Raw genomic sequence first — 15,913 nt, 5'->3', positions numbered from 1 at the left:
CGGCATGAGCCGACGCCCGCCCCTACCGCCGCAACGCCTCCACAGGCGGGATCCGAGACGCCCTCCAGGCCGGGTACAGCCCCGCGAGCAACCCGGCGGCCAGGCCGAGCGCCGGGGCCAGCGCGAGGTGGGTCGGATCGATGACCGGCGTCCACCGCCGCACCGCCGAGACGGAGACGACGGCCACCGTGCCGATCGAGGTGCCCACCAGTCCCCCGACGAGGCCGAGCGCCGCGGACTCGGCCAGGAACTGGAGGGTGATGTGGATCCCCCGGGCCCCCAGGGCGCGGCGGAGCCCGATCTCCCCGGTGCGTTCCATGACGGCGACCAGGGTGGTGTTGGCGATGCCGACCGCTCCGACGACGAGGCACACCCCGGCGAGCAGGAGGAACAGCTGGTTCAGGTCGTCGCCGACCGCACCGCGCAGTGAGCGCGGGTCCGGGGGCGGTGTCACCTTGAAGTACTCGGGGTGTTCCGGTCGCAGGGCCACGGCCGCTTCCCGGGCGAGCTGACCGGCCGCGCCGAGGCGGGTGGCGACGAGCATCCGGGCGCCCTCGTCGGCCGGTGCTCCCCAGGTCCGTTCGGCGACGGAGCGCGGCACCGTGACGGACAGCAGGAGTTCCGGTTTCCGCTCGACGTCCTCGAGGATGCCGATCACGGTGAACGCGGTGCCGCCGATGAAGACGGCGGGGTGGGTGCGCAGCGTGGTGATGCCGAGGCGTCGCGCGGTGCCCTCACCGATCACGGCTACGGCCTGCCGCCGGTCCTCGTGGAAGCTGTCGAAGGCGCGCCCCTGGACGAACCGGGCATCGGTCGCCGACCAGATTCCGGGGGAGGCGGCGACCACCTGGGCGCCGGAGTCGACGCGGTCGGCCGCGCCCGCGGGAGCGGCTCGCACCGCCTCCTCGGGACCGAGGCGGACGTCCCAGTACACACCGGCGGCGAGCGCGCCGTTGAGCCGCGTGATGCGCGCGTCGGCGTCCGCGGGGAAGGCGACCCCGGGGGCGGCCGCGGTGCGGGGTCCGACGTCGGTGACGTCGACCTCGGTCGCGGTGAGCAGGTTGAACCGCGCGTCGATCTGGGACGCGGCGGTGCCGGTGAGCCCCAGGACCGAGATGAACGCTCCGACGCCGAGGACGGTACCGAGCGCGGTGAGGACGGACCGGGCCGGTCGCTGGAGAATGCCGGCCACGGCCTCGGACACCAGATCACGGACGGCCAGCCGAGACCGCCCCACCGCAAGGCGAGACCGCCCCACAGCCAGGCGGGACTTCGTCATGCCGCCTCCGTCCGCCGCCGCGGCGCGGCCTCCGACAGCACGCCGTCACGGATCGTGACGGTGCGCTGCCCGTGCTCGGCGACCTGGGCGTCGTGGGTGATCACCACGATGGTCATGCCGTCGCGGTGCAGGGTGTCCAGCAGCGCGAGCAGGGACGCGGCGGTGTCGGAGTCGAGGTTTCCGGTCGGCTCGTCGCACAGCAGCAGCGAGGGCTCGCCGACCAGGGCGCGGGCGACCGCGACGCGTTGGCGTTCGCCGCCCGACATCTGGGTCGGCAGGGCTGTCGCCCGGTGCCCGAGCCCCACGCGGTCCAGCACAGCCGTGGCCCGCGGCCGCCGCTGTCCACGCGGGACGGGCTGGTAGAGCATGGCCAGTTCGACGTTCTCCAGCGCGCTGCGGTGGGGCAGGAGATGGAACGCCTGGAAGACGAACCCGATGTGCTCCCCGCGCAGCGCGGCCAGCCGGGAGCCGCTCAGGGCCCCGGTGTCGATGCCGTTCAGCAGATAGCGGCCCCGGGTGGGCGTGTCCAGCAGTCCGGCGATGTTCAGCAGCGTGGACTTGCCCGACCCCGAAGGACCGACCACGGTGATGAACTCCCCGCTGTCGATGCGCAGATCGCAGGGGCGCAGGGCGCGCACGGCCGGTGGCCCGGGGTACGTCAGCTCGACGTCCCGGAACTCGATGACGGGAGTGCCCGCGGCGGACGTGGTCACGGCCCGCCCACCGCCGCTCGCGGCTGCACTCCTACGACCACCTCGGCGCCGGCCTCCAGTCGCGTCCCCTCGCGCGGGGTCACCTGGACGAACCCGTCCCCGGACACGCCGACGGTGACGGGAATCCGGCGTTCCCTGCCGTCCTCGCGCTCGGTGACGCTGGTGAGACCGTCGGCGCCGGTGGACACGGCCGACGAGGGCACGGCGAGGACCTTGCCCTTCGAGGAGGCGGCCACGACCGTCACCTGCACGTTCTCGCCGTTCAGTTCGCTCGGCAGCGGCTTGGACGGGGTGACCTCGACGGTGTACTTCTCCGCCCCGGTGTCCTGGCCGCCGTCCTTCGCCGGGTCGGTCTCCTTGCCCACGGATGTCACCGTTCCGGTGAACTGGCGTCCTGTCGTCTCCGAGTGGACGCGCACTTCCTGGCCCGAGCGGATCATCCCCTTCTGCTGCAGGGTCACGGCCGCCTCGACGGTCAGCGCGCCGGCCGACAGGGACATCAGGCCCTCCCCGGCCTCGTCGCCGACCTTGGCGCGCACGTCGTCGACGCGGGCGGGGAAGGACCGTACGAACACCACCTCCGAGATCGGCAGGACGGGACCGGCGGACGCCGCCCTCGTCGCCGGCGCCTCGGCGGTGGGCGCTTCGTACCCGATGGAACGGTAGAAGGAGGCCACGGCCTTCTCCGTGCCGGCGCCGAAGACACCGGAGGGGTCGGTCCCCGTGGGATGGCCGGCCGCCCGCAGCGCGGCCTGCGCCTGGGCCACGTCCTCCCCGCGCTTGCCCCGGGCGAGGTCGCGGTAGGCGGGCAGCGCCCCCTTGAGGACGAACAGCGGACGTCCGGACACCTCCAGCAGGACCTGCCCGGCGTTGATCCTCTGCCCCGGGTCCGCCTCGACCTTGGTCACCACGGAGCGGCCGATGTCCTTGTCCGCCTGTGGTCCGGCGGAGACGTCGACGTGCTGGGAGGCGGTGACCTCTCCCCGGGTGATCAGGGACTGGGAGATCACCCGCCGCTCGACCGCCGCCGTCAGGACGGACGCCGGCGGTGGTGCCGTGTCCGCGGCGGCCTGCGCGGGCGACTTGACGACCAGCGCCGACCCCACCCCGGCACCGGTGCACACGAAGCAGGCCGTGACCAGGAGGCCGAGGGCCCGCCGACGGCGTACGAGGCCGCTCATCAGACGCCGGCCACGACGTCGGCGGCCTTCTTCACGGCCTCGTCCAGGGACGTGCGTTCCTTGTTCAGCCGCTCGGCGTGTGCCTCGATCTTCTCGCGCTGGATGACGACCTCGGCGTCGAACCAGACCTTGGCGACATCGCTCCGGTCCCGGCAGGAGATGTCGGCGGTCGCCGTCCTGATCTCCAGCGGGGTGACCTCCTGGGAGCCGAACCGGGGATCGTCACTCGCGTCCAGCGGCCGCTCGTAGGCGAATCCGCTCGCCTTCATGCAGGTCGACCAGGCCTTGAACGCCTTCACGACCTCGGGACTGCGTTGGGACTCCGCGAAGGCCTCGTTGCTGATGGTCTGGGCGAGCGTGGTGTCGAAGGCGTGGGAGGAGACCTTCCGCTCGGCCTCGCCGAGGCAGCCTCCGGCGGGGACGGGCCTGCCGCCCACCTCCTTGATGCCGCCTTGCAGCACCCGCGTGTCCGGTCCCGTCTGCGACGTGCGGTCCAGGGCGCCGACGTCGGCGGCCCGGTCGTAGGCCTCCTGCTCCGCGGCGGCCGGCTTGTATCCGCGCTCCTCGGCGAGCGCCATGTCGTGGATGCCGTAGCGCCAGTCGACGAGGGTCTTGGGGCCCAGGCGCGGCAGGTCCGGGGCGGGCTGCCAGGTGAGGCCGAATCGCCTCATGCAGTCGCCGGCGACCGCCTTGCGCGCCTGCGAGACCTGCTTCCGCTCGCTGTCCGAGGGCAGGTAGCCCTCGATGGGCAGGACCCAGGTGGCGGGGTCGGCGGCGTCGAACGGAAGGGTCGGTTCCGGGGTGGCGATCGTGTGGTCCCCCGCTCCGTCGGCCGAACAGCCGGTGGCCGACAGCACCGATACGGCGGCCACGAGCGCCCCGAGGCCTGTGCGCTTGATTCTTCTCAGCATTCCATGTTCCCGCTGTCGGAAAAGGGCGTGACCGCTGCCGCCCGTCGGGGCGCGGCAGCGGTCCAGGGGCAGGTCAGAGGGTCTGCCAGGCGAAGGAGGCGTTCTCGTTCTTCGTCACCGAGAGGTTGTTCTGCCCACGGGGGCTGGTCCAGTCCGCGGAGCCCTTGTAGCCGCTGTTGTAGTACGTCACGGCGTAGTAGGTGGTGTGCTTGTTCTTCACCGACGCGGCGTTGTTCTTGATGCCCTGGCCCTGGCCGTTTCCGCCGTGGCAGAAGTTCAGCGGCTGGGTGCCGCCCTGCGGGGCGCCGCCGACGCGCTCGTCGGCGAAGTCCCAGACGCTATAGCCGATGTTCCGGTAGGCACCGCCGTAGTTGGAGTTGTAGTAGATCGCGTACTTGAAGTCCGATGCCGCCTGGGACTTCGAGCAGGCCTCGGGGCTCGTCTGGTTCTCGAACCCGGTGTTCGCCTGGGCCGGGGTGGACATACCAAGCCCCAGTGCCACCGCTGCTGCCGCGAGGGCAGGAATCTTGCGTCTCACTCTGTTTCCCTTCAGGAGGGGAGCGCAGCACGCGGGCGCGGTCATGGCATGCGCGAGAAGCCGACGTCGTCGCGGCATGACGAAACTCTCCCCCGCAGCGACGATCGCCCCCGGTCGCTGACTGTGTGCGCCATGCGGAGCGGTCGAGATCCCCTGGACGCGGCCGCAAACGTAGCCTCGGGTCAGCAGGGGCTCAAGGGATTCATGGGGCTCCCGCGGTGGTTGACGTAAAGCCGCCAGGGCGGCACGGAGTCCGTGCCGCCCTGGTGCCCGTCCCCGATGCCCTACTTCAGCGCCAGCAGCAGCGTGTCCGAGGGCGAGCACCACACCGGCCGTGCCTCCCCGAACCCCTTCTCGCGCAGCACGCGCGCGTGCCAGGCGGGGGACGGCATCTCACCGTCGGCGTGCTCTCCGTAGATCTCGAAGCGGCGGGCGGTCGGTCCGGCGAGGACGGGGTCCGCGGCGGCGAGCTTCCACCACTCGGCCCAGTCGAGGGTGCCGTCGCCCTTGGCCTGATCCATGCGGGCGTGCCGCAGGGCGCGCTCGGCCGCGTTGATCCGGGGGGTGCTGTCGTCGATCATGTGGTCCGCGTTCATGAAGACACCGCCGTCGCGGAGGAGTTCCGCGACCTGACCGTAGAGGGCCGCGAGGGGTTCGCTGTGGAGCCAGTGCAGGGCCGTGGCGGTCAGGACGGCGTCGTAGGAGTCGTACGGCAGCTTCGAGGGCCAGTCGGGGTCCTTGAGGTCGGCGGTGACGAAGGTGACGCGGCGGTCGTCCGCGAAGGTGCCCTCGGCGACGGCGAGGAGGGCCGGGTCGAGGTCGACGCCGGTGCTGGTGGCCCGGGGGAAGCGGTCGAACAGGCGGGCGGTGATGCTGCCGGTGCCGCAGGCGAGGTCGAGGACGCGCGGGGCGGTGCCGACGAGGGCCTCGACCATGTCGAGCATGATCCGGAAGCGCTCCTCCCGGTCGGGCATGTACCACTCCTGCTGGCGGTCCCAGCTCTCCTGCCACGCCCGCCAGTCGGTTCCCGCCGTCGTGAGGTCGGTGTCCGTCATCGAGCCCCTCCATCGCGTACGTCACGTAATACCCTGGATGCACGACCGGCTGTTACTCCGACCGCACCACGACCATAGAACGCCTCCGTAAGGACTACAAGTGGAACTGGCCTATTACTCGGACTACGCGGTACGTCTCGTCAACAGCGAGGAACCGGCGCGGGGCAAGGACACGCTGACCTCGGTCGAGGCCGTCCGCGATCTGTTCGGCGGCAACTCCTCGGCGGCCCGGCGCGCCACCGAGGCGGACGTGACCCGGTTCCGCTCGGTCCGCGGTCGGCTGCGCGCGGTCTTCGAGGCGGCGGACGGCGGCGACGAGACGCTCGCCGTGGACCTGTTGAACTCCCTCCTCCTGGAGTTCCCGGTCAGCCCGCAGATCTCCGGACACGACTTCCGGGACGACGACGGCCGCCCGCTGTGGCACATGCACCTGGCGGACCACCCGTCGAACGCGACCGCGGGCTACGCGGCGATCGCGGCGATGGGCCTGGCCTTCCACCTGACGGAGTACGGCGTGGACCGCCTCGGCCTGTGCGAGGCACCGCCGTGCCGCAACGCCTACCTGGACACCTCGACCAACCGCTCCCGGCGCTACTGCTCCGACCGCTGCGCCACCCGCGCCAACGTGGCCGCCTACCGCGCCCGCAAACGCCTGGAGGCCGACCGGTCGCAGAGCACGGGCCTGGCGGCCGACAGCGCCCAGCGCACCACCGCGAACAGCGAGCGCTGATCCGGCCGGCGCGGCCGGTAACGGAAGCGGACCTTGCCCAGCACCAGTTCGTCGGGCACGACGCCGTAGTCCGTGCTGTCGCCACCGGCGTACGCGTTGTCCCCGAGCACCCACCAGCCGCCCTCACGGCGTTCGGTGGCCCGCTTGACGACCAGCAGGTCCTGCTGGAAGGGATGACGCAGCACGACCACGTCACCCGGCCCGACCCTGGCCCCCCACTGCACCAGGAGCCGGTCCCCGTGATGCAGCGTGGGCACCATGGACGGTCCGGTCACCTCCGCCGGCCCGAACGGCAGCAGGGCCCCCCTGCGCTCGGTCTCCTGCGACAGCTCCGGCATCTCCGGCACCTCCCCGGTCCGTTCATCCACCAGTCTCAGTCTCACCCCGGACTTTTGTCCTAAGCCCATGGGGGCACTCGCGAAAACCCCTCTCCCGGGGAGTAATGTCGCACCTGAGAAGACGATCACGAGGAAGGACTGCTCCATGCTTTCCCGCCTGTTCGCCCCCAAGGTAAAGGTCAGCGCCCACTGCGACCTCCCGTGCGGCGTGTACGACCCGGCCCAGGCCCGCATCGAGGCGGAGTCGGTCAAGGCTGTCCAGGAGAAGATGGCCGGCAACGACGACCCGCACTTCCAGGCGCGCGCCACCGTCATCAAGGAGCAGCGCGCCGAGCTGGCCAAGCACCACGTCTCCGTGCTGTGGAGCGACTACTTCAAGCCGCCGCACTTCGAGAAGTACCCGGAGCTGCACCAGCTGGTCAACGACGCCCTCAAGGCCCTCTCGGCCGCCAAGGGTTCGACCGACCCGGCCACGGGCCAGAAGGCCCTGGACTACATCGCCCAGATCGACAAGATCTTCTGGGAGACCAAGAAGGCCTGATCCAGGGGCTGTTCGCTCCGACCCGCGGTCGGTGCACCATCGCAGGTCCACGGGCGTCCGAAGGGGCCCGGCCGATACGTCGGCCGGGCCCCTTCGGTGTGCCGCTCGTGGCATGATCCGCGCATGACTGAGACATCCGGGCTGTGGAAGGTCGTCATCGCCCTGGAGGCCACGCCGGACGAGGTGGAGGCGCTCACCGACCGGTTCGTGGACGTCCTGTGCCCGGACCCGGGCCACGAGGGCCCGTGCGGGACACCGTGGGCCGTCCATGCCGTCGAGGGCGCCTCGCTGAGCGCCCGCGAACAGACGATGCTGCGGGAGCAGATCAGAGACACCATGGAGGGGTGACCCGCACAGGCCCCATGGAGGGGTGATCCGGCCCGACGGAGGGGTGAGCCGGCCCGGCCGTCAACTCCCCGTGTCGTCCTCCCCCGCCTCCAGCAGCCCCGCCGCCGCGCCCACGATCCGGGGGTCGGGGACGCCGACGACCTCCTCGTCCTTGTCGGAGTAGTCGAAGCGTGCCAGCACACTGCGCATGGCCTCGACGCGGGCCCGCTTCTTGTCGTTGCTCTTGACCACGGTCCAGGGCGCGTACTCGGTGTCCGTCGCCCGGAACATGGCGACCTTGGCGGCGGTGTAGTCGTCCCAGCGGTCCAGCGAGGCCAGATCCATCGGGCTGAGCTTCCACTGCCGTACGGGGTCGATCCGGCGGATCGTGAAGCGGGTGCGCTGCTCGCCCTGCGAGACCGAGAACCAGAACTTCACCAGGTCGACGCCGTCGTCCACGAGCATCCGCTCGAACAGCGGCGCCTGGCGCGTGAAGCGCTGGTACTCGTCGTCGGTGCAGAAGCCCATGACCCGTTCGACGCCGGCCCGGTTGTACCAGGACCGGTCGAAGAGCACGATCTCGCCGGCGGTCGGCAGGTGTTCGACGTACCGCTGGAAGTACCACTGGCCGCGCTCGCGCTCGGTCGGCTTCTCCAGGGCCACCACCCGGGCGCCGCGCGGGTTGAGGTGCTCGGTGAACCGCTTGATGGTGCCGCCCTTGCCGGCCGCGTCCCGGCCCTCGAACACTATGACCAGCCGGCGCCCGGTCTCCTTGATCCAGCTCTGGAGCTTCAGCAGCTCGATCTGCTGGAGCCGTTTGTGCAGGTCGTACTCCGCGCGCTGCATGCGGTGCGGATACGGGTAGTTCTCCCGCCAGGTGTCGACCGGGCTGCCGTCCGGCCGGACGAGGACGGGGTCGTCGTGGTCGCTGTAGTCGACCCGCAGGTCGGTCAGCTCGGACAACAAGGGTGAGGTCGCCATCTGGCCCTGCCTTCCGGTCAGTGGACTTCCGGTCAGTGGAACTGCGGCACGATCAGGTAGATGCCGTACGCCACCACCGCGGCGCACGCGGCGAAGCAGAGGGTGGCCTGCGCGAAGCCGAGGGCGGAGGTGCCGCCGCCCTCCCCGCCGCCCTCCCCAGTGGCCTCCTGCTCGCGCGCCCCTTCGAGGCGGCCGAGGCCGAGGACGCCGAGGGCGAAGACGACGACCACGGCGACGGTGACGCCGATGCTCACCGCGGTGACCTGGCCGAGTGCGGTCCAGTCGAGGCTCATGTGTGAACTCCCTTGGCTCAGGCGGCCGTACGGACGTCGGCGTCGGCCGGCGTGGTGGCGCGGATGGCGACTTCGTGGGCGTCGTTGACGTTGTTGGCGCTCACCGGGTTGCGCCGGGAGAGGACGACGATGCCCGCGGCTACGGCCGCGCCGACCAGCGCGACCACGATGGTGCCGAGGTCCCCGCCGTTGACGACCACGCTCGCGGAGACACCGCCGACCAGCGCCGCGGCCGGCAGCGTGATCAGCCAGGCGACGACCATCTTGCCCGCGACGCCCCAGCGGACCTCCGCGAGGCGCCGGCCGAGGCCCGCGCCGAGGATGCTGCCCGAGGCGACCTGGGTGGTGGACAGGGCGAAGCCGAGGTGGGCGGAGGTCAGGATGACCGTGGTGGAGGCGGTCTCGGCGGCGAAGCCCTGGGGCGACTGGATCTCGGTGAGGCCCTTGCCCATGGTGCGGATGATCCGCCAGCCGCCCAGGTAGGTGCCCAGGCCGATGGCCAGACCCGCGGACGCGATCACCCACACCGGCGGGCCGGCGTCATGGCCGAGTGCGCCCGCCGAGATCAGGGTCAGCGTGATGACGCCCATGGTCTTCTGGGCGTCGTTCGTGCCGTGCGCGAGCGAGACCAGCGAGGCGGAGGCGATCTGTCCGGCCCGGAAGCCCCTGGTCACCGACTTCTCGCGGGCGCGTGCGGTGAGCCTGTAGGCGAGGTAGGTCGCCAGCAGCGCCGCCACCCCGGCCACGATCGGCGAGGCCACCGCCGGGATCAGTACCTTCTCGACCACCTTGTCGAAGTGCACGCCGTGGGCGCCCGCACCGACCCACACCGCTCCGATCAGCCCGCCGAACAGCGCGTGCGAGGAGCTCGACGGCAGCCCGACCAGCCAGGTCATCAGGTTCCACAGGATGGCCCCGACCAGTCCGGCGAAGATCATGCCGGGAGTGACCAGGGTGTCGTCCACGATGCCGCCGGAGATCGTCTTGGCGACCTCGGTGGACAGGAAGGCGCCGACGACGTTCAGGACGCCGCTGATGATCACCGCTGTTCTCGGTTTGAGGGCGCCGGTGGCGATGGAGGTGGCCATCGCGTTCGCCGTGTCGTGGAATCCGTTGGTGAAGTCGAAGGCCAGCGCCGTGACGATGACGACCGCCACGAGCAACGTGATGTGGTCCATTCCCCCATGCAAACAAGCGCAGGCCACGTCGAGGCGAACCCGGGGCAAAGGCTGTCCCAGGAAACACGCACACGGGTGAAGACGGCGCGTGCGATGCTGGCCCGTGTGAACCTCGACGACCTGGTCCGGCTGCGTCGGGCGCGCGACCGGATGGACCGCGAGTACACCGAGCCGCTCGACGTCACCGCGCTCGCGCGCACCGCGCTGATGTCACCCGGCCATTTCCAGCGCAGCTTCCGCGAGGCGTTCGGCGAGACGCCGTACGGCTACCTGATGACCCGGCGCATCGAGCGCGCCAAGGCCCTGCTGCGCCGCGGGGACCTCTCCGTGACCGAGGTGTGCATGGCCGTCGGCTGCACCTCCCTCGGCTCCTTCAGCTCCCGTTTCACGGAACTGGTCGGCGAGACCCCGAGCGCCTACAAGGCCCGCTCCCACGAGGCGAGCGCCGCGATCCCGCCCTGCGTGGCCCGCAAGTACACCCGCCCCAGAAGACCTGCACGACCGGGCCCGGGCGCCTAGCGTGAGCCCATGGACGTGAAACTGCACCACTGCTTCATCGCCGTCGACGACCACGACAAGGCGATCGCCTTCTACCGGGACGTGCTGGGCCTCGAGGTGCGCGGCGACGTCGGGTTCGAGGGGATGCGCTGGGTCACCGTCGGCTCGCCCCTCCAGCCGGACGTGGAGATCGTGCTGGAGCCGCCCGCGGCGGACCCGGACACCTCGCCGGCCGACCGGGAGGCCCTGGCCCAGCTGCTGGCCAAGGGGCTGCTGCGCGGGGTCAACTTCAGCACCGACGACGTCGACGCCCTCTTCAGCCGCGTCCAGGAGTCCGGCGCCGAGGTGATCCAGGAGCCGACGGACATGCCGTACGGCGTGCGGGACTGCGCCTTCCGGGACCCCGCGGGGAACATGCTGCGGTTCATGCAGCGCTCCTGAAATCCGCGGGCCCCCTGCGCTCCCCCGCTCTACGATCACCGTCATGAGCCGAACCGCGCTGTGGACCGACGCCTTCATCGACCGTCCCTACGACCGGTTCGGCCGGGCCCGCGCGTTCTGGACCGCGGTCACGGACACGCGGCTGTCCGAACCGCGCGGCGAGCGGCAGGAGTTCGTCACCCTGCTGCCGGACGGGGCCGACGCCTGCGTCCGGGTGCAGGGGGTGCTCGACGGCGAGGGCGGCGCGCATCTCGACCTCGGGGTGGCCGACGTAGCGGAGTTCGTGGCGTCGGCGCTGCGGCTCGGGGCGCGGACGGTGAGCGCCGAGGACACCCTGGTGGTGCTCCGCTCCCCCGCCGGTCTGCCGTTCTGCGCGGTGCGGTGGCACGGCGGGTCGGTCCGGCCGCCGGTGGTGCGCGGCAGCCGCCTGGACCAGGTCTGCCTCGACGTCCCGCCCTCGTCCTACCACGCCGAAGTCGCCTTCTGGAGCGCGCTGCTGCCCGACTGGGAGCTCCGCCCCAGCTCCCTCCCCGAGTTCCACGCGCTCGTGCCGCCGCCCGGCCTGCCGATCCGCGTCCTGCTGCAACGGCTCGGCGAGGAGCGCCCGGCCTCCGCCCACCTCGACCTCGCCTGCGCCGACATCGAGGCGACCCGCGCCGAGCACGAGCGGCTGGGCGCCACGACGGTCGGCGCCGGCGCCAGTTGGACGGTGATGCGTGATCCGGCCGGCGGCCTGTACTGCCTGACGGGCCGGGACCCGGAGACGGGCGGCCGGCCCGGCACATGACGCCGTGGGCGCAGCCGCCGGTCTCCCGCTCCTCCGCCCGTGCCGTGCGGCTCGGGCCCCGGGTCTCCTGGAACCGCCCGCACCACGACGACCCACCGTCACAACCGGCGCCGCCCCCTTCACCCCTTCAACCGCGCCGCCCGCTCCCGCAGATACCGCTGTTCCGGCCCGCTCAGGGTCTTCCCGGCCGCCGACTCGTAGGCGGCGCGGGCCTCTTCGTACGCTCCGGCACGCTCCAGCAGATGCCCGCGGACCGCGTCGAGCCGATGTCCCGCGCTCAACTCGTCCTCCAGCGCGTCGAGTTCGGCGAGCCCGGCGCGCGGACCGTGGACCATGGCGACGGCGACCGCGCGGCCCAGGCGTTCGACGGGGCCGGGCACCAGGCGCAGGAGGACGTCGTAGAGGCCGAGGATCTCGCGCCAGTCCGTGGCCTCGGCGGACGGGGCCTCGTCGTGTACGGCGGTGATGGCGGCCCGCAGCTGGTAGGGGCCGGCGGGTCCGCTGCCGAGGGCCCGGGTGACCAGGGCGACGCCCTCCTCGATCGCGGCCTTGTCCCAGCGGTCGCGGTCCTGTTCGTCGAGCGGGATCAGCTCGCCGTGCTTCCCGGTGCGGGCGTCGCGGCGGGCGTCGGTGAGCAGCATCAGGGCGAGGAGTCCGGCCACCTCGCCGTTGTCGGGGAGCAGCCGGTGCACCTCTCGGGTCAGCCGGATCGCCTCCCCGGCCAGGTCGCGCCGCTGGAGGCTGGGGCCCGAGGTCGCCGTATGGCCCTCGTTGAAGATCAGGTAGAGGGTGTGCAGGACGGCGGGCAGGCGCCGACCCCAGTCGTCGGGCCGCCCGAACCGCACTCCGCGCACCTTCTGCTTGGCCCGGCTGATCCGCTGCGCCATGGTCGTCTCGGGCACCAGATACGCGCGGGCGATCTCCGCCGTGGTCAGACCGCCGACCGCGCGCAGGGTGAGCGCGATCTGCGCGGACGGGGTCAGACCGGGATGGCAGCACAGGAAGAGCAGCGAGAGGGTGTCGTCCTCGCGCGGCGCCCGGTCGTCCGTGGTGACGAACGCGTCGCGAGGAGCCAGCGCCGCCACCCGCTCCTCCCGCGCCCGCCGCGCCTCCTCCGACCGGAGCGCGTCGGTCAGCCGCCGCGAGGCGACCCTGATCAGCCACCCGCGCGGGTTCTCCGGCACCCCTTCCGAGGGCCACTGCCCGGCCGCGGCGAGCAGTGCCTCCTGTACGGCGTCCTCGGCGGTGTCGAAATGGCCGTACCGCCTGACCAGCGCGCCGAGGACCTGCGGCGCGTGACGGCGCAGGTCCTCGATCGCGTCGGTGGTGCCTCTCACGGTGTCAGTCGATGTCCCCGGCGCCGCCCATGATCTGCCGGATCACCACCGGGTAGACGGGGGCACCCTCGGGCACGGGGCAGCGGTTGACGCGCTCGGCGATCTCGGTGACCCGATCCAGGCTCGCGCACTCCAGCACCCAGTAGCCCGCCATCACCTCTTTCGTCTCGCTGTACGGCCCGTCGGTGATCACGGCCTTGCCGTCCTGGCCGATGTCGACCGTCCGGGCCTGCGCCGGTGCCGCCAGGCCCTGTGCGTCGAGCAGCTCGCCGGACTCGGCCAGGTCGTCGTTGATCGCGCCCATGTGGGCGTACATCGCCTGGAGGTCCTTCTCGGTCCAGACGGCGGAGCCCGGCGCGGCCCTGCCGCTCATCGTCTCGTAGTCCGCCTGCGTGCCCTGCACCATGACCAGGTACTTCGCCATGATTCCGCTCCTTCGCTGCCTCGGGTCGTGCCCCTCGGTCGGGGCTTTCACAGGGGACGTCGGAGCCGGTTCCGGATGCTCGACACCGCTCGGGAACTTTTCTCAGGGTTTTTTCGCGGCGGGCTTCCGGGCCGCCGCTCTGCCGTACTTCTTCTCGGGCTTCTTCGCGGATTCGGGCTCGGCGCCCTCTTCGGCGTACGCCTCGCACCGGGGGTTGTGGCACGGGCCGGCCACCCACACCGGCACCCACGCGCCCAGCGTCTTGTGACGCCGGACGACCGTTTCGACGGACTGTCCGCAGGCGGGACAGACATGTTTGTCGCTGTCCATGCCTTCAGAGTAGAGCGAACGGGCCGTCAGCGCTTCCTGCTGTACGTCCTCACCAGGACGCCGTTCTTGAAGGTGCGGACGTCCTCCAGGGTGAACTCGGTGACCGCGAAGCCGGACCCGAACATGGGCATACCGCTGCCGATGACCACCGGGTACGTCTTGATGACGAGTTCGTCGACCTCGTCCAGCAGTTCACCGGCGAGCACCGAGCCGCCGCACAGGTAGACCCCGAGGCCGCCCTCCTCCGCCTTGAGCGCGCGCACCTTGGCGACCACGTCCTCGGAGACGATCTCGACGTGCGGGTCGGGCGACTCCTTCAGGGTGCGCGAGGCGACGTACTCGCGCATATGGGCGTAGGGGCTGGTCATGCCTTCCTTCAGGCCCACGTCGTAGCTGGCCCGGCCCTGGATGACCGTGTCGAACTTCTGGTTCTCCAGGTCGTCGAGGCCGAGGGCCCGGCGACCGCCGCTGCTCATGGTCTCCGGGTACTCGGTCTTGAGGAACTCGAAGAACTCCTCGTCCACGAAGGGATACATGAACGACGCGTCGCCGCTCTCGTCCCCGATGAAGCCGTCGATCGAACAGGCGATGAAGTAGGTGAGCTTTCGCAAGCCGGGCCTCTTTCCGTAGGCTGCGTCCGTGTGAACAACTGCATTTGTAGTGCTTCACTTGTAGTGGTTGCAAGGGTATTTTCGGATCCGGACGCAACTGGGAGAGGGGATTCCGCATGGTCAGCAATCCGGGGCGGCGGGCCGCGCTCGTCGACGCGGGTGTCGAGGTACTCGCCCGCGAGGGGGCGCGCGGGCTGACGTTCCGCGCGGTGGACACCGAGGCGGGGGTGCCGGTGGGCACGGCCTCCAACTACTTCACCGGCCGGGACGACCTGCTGCGGCAGATCGACGCCCGGTTGCACATACGGCTCGCGCCCGACCCCGCCGTGGTGGCCGACCTGATGACCAGACCCAAGGACCGCTCCCTGGTCACCGCGTTCATGCACGACCTGATGGGCCGCGCGACCCGCGACCGCACGGGCTATCTGGCCCTGCTGGAGCTCCGCCTAGAAGCCACCCGGCGCCCCGAACTGCGCGCCTCCTACACCAAGTCGGTGCGCGGGGATCTGGAGGAGGGCATCGCCTTCCACCGGGACGCCGGGCTGCCCGGCGGCGACGAGACCGTCACCGTGCTCTACCTCGCGGTCCTCGGGCTGCTGCTGGAGCACCTGACCCTGCCGGACGTCCTGGACGGCGTCCTGCCCGGGGTGAGCGTGCCCGAGGGCCTCGTCGAGCGGATCGTGGCGACGGTCGTACCGGAAGCTCCCTAGGCCCTGTCGTCACCGCTGCCCGCCCGACCCGGCGCCGGTGCCGGCTCAGCCCTTGGGCTCGCGCCACATCGGCCACATCTGCGGGCCGTCCGGCAGGTCCAGGGGGCGGTCGAGGAGCGCGTACCCCAGCCGCTCGTACAGCGAGCGACTGCGGGCGCTGCTCGCCTCCAGATAGGCCGGCAGACCCTCGCGGTCGCAGCGGTCGAGGACCGCCGTGATGAGCGCGGTGCCCAGGCCCTCGCCCTGGCGCCCGGGTGCCACGCCGATCATCCAGAGGTACTCGTGGGCCCGGTCGGCGGGATGGATCCCGGCCGTGAGCCTGCCGATCACCTCGACCCGCTCGTTCTCCGGATCGACGGCCGCCCGCACCTGGGCCGGACCGTCCTCGTCGTCCTGGTGGCCCGCGGGCACGGACAGCCACAACGCGCAGGCCGTGCCGTCCTCGGTGACATCGATACGGCCCTCCGCGAGCACGATGTCGGTGAACGCGGCCATCAGCGCGGGGTGCTTCTCCCGCCGGTGCTCCGCCTCGGGAAACACCCAGCCACTGACCGGATCGTCCTGGAACGCCGTGTCCAGCAGCCGGACGATCAGCTCCCGGTCCGCCGCGCCCGCCGTACGTATCGCCACACCCATGTCCCGCCCCTTGTCCCCAACAGCCACTGATGACACGGGAGTTGACCCTATTACGGGACCGTCCGGGAAAGGGG

General features: G+C 71.4%; 22 protein-coding genes. 7 read left to right on the top strand and 15 right to left on the bottom strand.

What is annotated here, in order from left to right:
- Positions 1-22 precede the first annotated feature (22 nt).
- The 6 genes from K4B79_RS13445 to K4B79_RS13420 all read right to left on the bottom strand — a co-directional run bounded on the left by K4B79_RS13445 (position 23) and on the right by K4B79_RS13420 (position 5,677).
- A complete protein-coding gene (locus K4B79_RS13445; RefSeq protein ID WP_232026753.1) occupies positions 23-1,279 on the bottom strand; it encodes an ABC transporter permease in 1,257 nt (418 codons plus the stop codon).
- The gene (locus K4B79_RS13440) at positions 1,276-1,992 is read right to left on the bottom strand and encodes an ABC transporter ATP-binding protein (protein WP_232026752.1); all 717 of its coding nucleotides are present in this window, start codon (positions 1,990-1,992) and stop codon (positions 1,276-1,278) included. Before K4B79_RS13440 ends, K4B79_RS13445 begins: the two co-directional genes overlap by 4 nt.
- Positions 1,989-3,173, bottom strand: coding sequence for an HlyD family efflux transporter periplasmic adaptor subunit (locus K4B79_RS13435; RefSeq protein WP_232026751.1), 1,185 nt, complete (start codon positions 3,171-3,173; stop codon positions 1,989-1,991). The genes K4B79_RS13440 and K4B79_RS13435 overlap by 4 nt, the downstream gene beginning before the upstream one ends.
- Positions 3,173-4,084 (bottom strand): hypothetical protein, encoded by a 912-nt coding sequence (locus K4B79_RS13430; protein WP_232026750.1) that lies wholly within the window; start codon positions 4,082-4,084, stop codon positions 3,173-3,175. Before K4B79_RS13430 ends, K4B79_RS13435 begins: the two co-directional genes overlap by 1 nt.
- Positions 4,085-4,157: 73 nt before the next feature.
- Positions 4,158-4,622, bottom strand: a complete 465-nt coding sequence (locus K4B79_RS13425; protein WP_232026749.1) for a hypothetical protein — start codon at positions 4,620-4,622, stop codon at positions 4,158-4,160.
- Positions 4,623-4,906: 284 nt separating this feature from the next.
- Positions 4,907-5,677 carry a class I SAM-dependent methyltransferase gene (locus K4B79_RS13420; protein ID WP_232026748.1) on the bottom strand — a complete coding sequence of 257 codons (771 nt, stop codon included), beginning with the start codon at positions 5,675-5,677 and terminating at the stop codon, positions 4,907-4,909.
- Between the two features lie 100 nt (positions 5,678-5,777).
- Here K4B79_RS13420 and K4B79_RS13415 point away from each other — a divergent pair, with 100 nt between their 5' ends.
- On the top strand, positions 5,778-6,407 hold the full coding sequence (locus tag K4B79_RS13415; protein ID WP_232026747.1) for a CGNR zinc finger domain-containing protein: 630 nt from the start codon (positions 5,778-5,780) through the stop codon (positions 6,405-6,407).
- Here the strand turns inward: K4B79_RS13415 and sodX are convergent.
- Positions 6,311-6,745: a nickel-type superoxide dismutase maturation protease gene (sodX, locus tag K4B79_RS13410; RefSeq protein WP_232026935.1), complete on the bottom strand. Its 435-nt coding sequence runs from the start codon at positions 6,743-6,745 to the stop codon at positions 6,311-6,313. The genes K4B79_RS13415 and sodX overlap by 97 nt on opposite strands.
- Before the next feature lie 145 nt (positions 6,746-6,890).
- Between sodX and sodN the strand changes: the two genes are divergently transcribed.
- Both sodN and K4B79_RS13400 read left to right on the top strand, forming a co-directional pair.
- Entirely contained in the window at positions 6,891-7,286 is a 396-nt protein-coding gene (gene sodN, locus K4B79_RS13405; protein WP_030928916.1) for a superoxide dismutase, Ni, read from the top strand.
- 123 nt (positions 7,287-7,409) lie between these two features.
- Entirely contained in the window at positions 7,410-7,634 is a 225-nt protein-coding gene (locus K4B79_RS13400; protein ID WP_232026746.1) for a hypothetical protein, read from the top strand.
- 60 nt (positions 7,635-7,694) lie between these two features.
- On the opposite strand, the gene ppk2 is transcribed toward K4B79_RS13400, so the two are convergent.
- Genes ppk2 through K4B79_RS13385 form a run of 3 tightly spaced genes read right to left on the bottom strand, consistent with a single transcriptional unit; the run spans position 7,695 to position 10,065 of the window.
- Positions 7,695-8,594, bottom strand: a complete 900-nt coding sequence (gene ppk2 / locus K4B79_RS13395; protein ID WP_232026745.1) for a polyphosphate kinase 2 — start codon at positions 8,592-8,594, stop codon at positions 7,695-7,697.
- Positions 8,595-8,626: 32 nt separating this feature from the next.
- Positions 8,627-8,887, bottom strand: a complete 261-nt coding sequence (locus K4B79_RS13390; protein ID WP_232026744.1) for a hypothetical protein — start codon at positions 8,885-8,887, stop codon at positions 8,627-8,629.
- A gap of 17 nt (positions 8,888-8,904) precedes the next feature.
- Entirely contained in the window at positions 8,905-10,065 is a 1,161-nt protein-coding gene (locus K4B79_RS13385) for an inorganic phosphate transporter (protein ID WP_232026743.1), read from the bottom strand.
- Positions 10,066-10,170: 105 nt separating this feature from the next.
- Here K4B79_RS13385 and K4B79_RS13380 point away from each other — a divergent pair, with 105 nt between their 5' ends.
- The 3 genes from K4B79_RS13380 to K4B79_RS13370 are packed head-to-tail and all read left to right on the top strand — an operon-like array spanning position 10,171 to position 11,791.
- Complete coding sequence (locus K4B79_RS13380; RefSeq protein ID WP_232026934.1) at positions 10,171-10,584, top strand: helix-turn-helix transcriptional regulator; 414 nt, start codon at positions 10,171-10,173, stop codon at positions 10,582-10,584.
- 9 nt (positions 10,585-10,593) lie between these two features.
- Positions 10,594-11,004, top strand: coding sequence for a VOC family protein (locus tag K4B79_RS13375; protein ID WP_232026742.1), 411 nt, complete (start codon positions 10,594-10,596; stop codon positions 11,002-11,004).
- A 43-nt stretch (positions 11,005-11,047) separates the two neighbouring features.
- Entirely contained in the window at positions 11,048-11,791 is a 744-nt protein-coding gene (locus K4B79_RS13370) for a VOC family protein (RefSeq protein ID WP_232026741.1), read from the top strand.
- 119 nt (positions 11,792-11,910) lie between these two features.
- Here the strand turns inward: K4B79_RS13370 and K4B79_RS13365 are convergent, their stop codons facing one another.
- From K4B79_RS13365 to K4B79_RS13350, 4 genes are all read right to left on the bottom strand, one after another.
- Positions 11,911-13,128, bottom strand: coding sequence for an RNA polymerase sigma factor (locus K4B79_RS13365; protein WP_232026740.1), 1,218 nt, complete (start codon positions 13,126-13,128; stop codon positions 11,911-11,913).
- A 4-nt stretch (positions 13,129-13,132) separates the two neighbouring features.
- Entirely contained in the window at positions 13,133-13,552 is a 420-nt protein-coding gene (locus K4B79_RS13360; RefSeq protein ID WP_232026739.1) for a YciI family protein, read from the bottom strand.
- A 102-nt stretch (positions 13,553-13,654) separates the two neighbouring features.
- The gene (locus K4B79_RS13355; RefSeq protein ID WP_232026738.1) at positions 13,655-13,882 is read right to left on the bottom strand and encodes a hypothetical protein; all 228 of its coding nucleotides are present in this window, start codon (positions 13,880-13,882) and stop codon (positions 13,655-13,657) included.
- Between the two features lie 26 nt (positions 13,883-13,908).
- A complete protein-coding gene (locus tag K4B79_RS13350) occupies positions 13,909-14,493 on the bottom strand; it encodes a dihydrofolate reductase family protein (protein WP_232026737.1) in 585 nt (194 codons plus the stop codon).
- Between the two features lie 116 nt (positions 14,494-14,609).
- On the opposite strand from K4B79_RS13350, the gene K4B79_RS13345 reads away from it, so the two are divergent.
- Entirely contained in the window at positions 14,610-15,203 is a 594-nt protein-coding gene (locus tag K4B79_RS13345) for a TetR/AcrR family transcriptional regulator (RefSeq protein WP_232026736.1), read from the top strand.
- Positions 15,204-15,248: 45 nt separating this feature from the next.
- On the opposite strand, the gene K4B79_RS13340 is transcribed toward K4B79_RS13345, so the two are convergent.
- Complete coding sequence (locus tag K4B79_RS13340) at positions 15,249-15,839, bottom strand: GNAT family N-acetyltransferase (protein ID WP_232026735.1); 591 nt, start codon at positions 15,837-15,839, stop codon at positions 15,249-15,251.
- Positions 15,840-15,913 lie beyond the last annotated feature (74 nt).

The sequence above is a fragment of the Streptomyces lincolnensis genome, assembly GCF_021173675.1.
GTDB classification, from domain to species: domain Bacteria; phylum Actinomycetota; class Actinomycetes; order Streptomycetales; family Streptomycetaceae; genus Streptomyces; species Streptomyces lincolnensis_B.
This window is presented reverse-complemented; position numbering and strand designations above follow the sequence as displayed.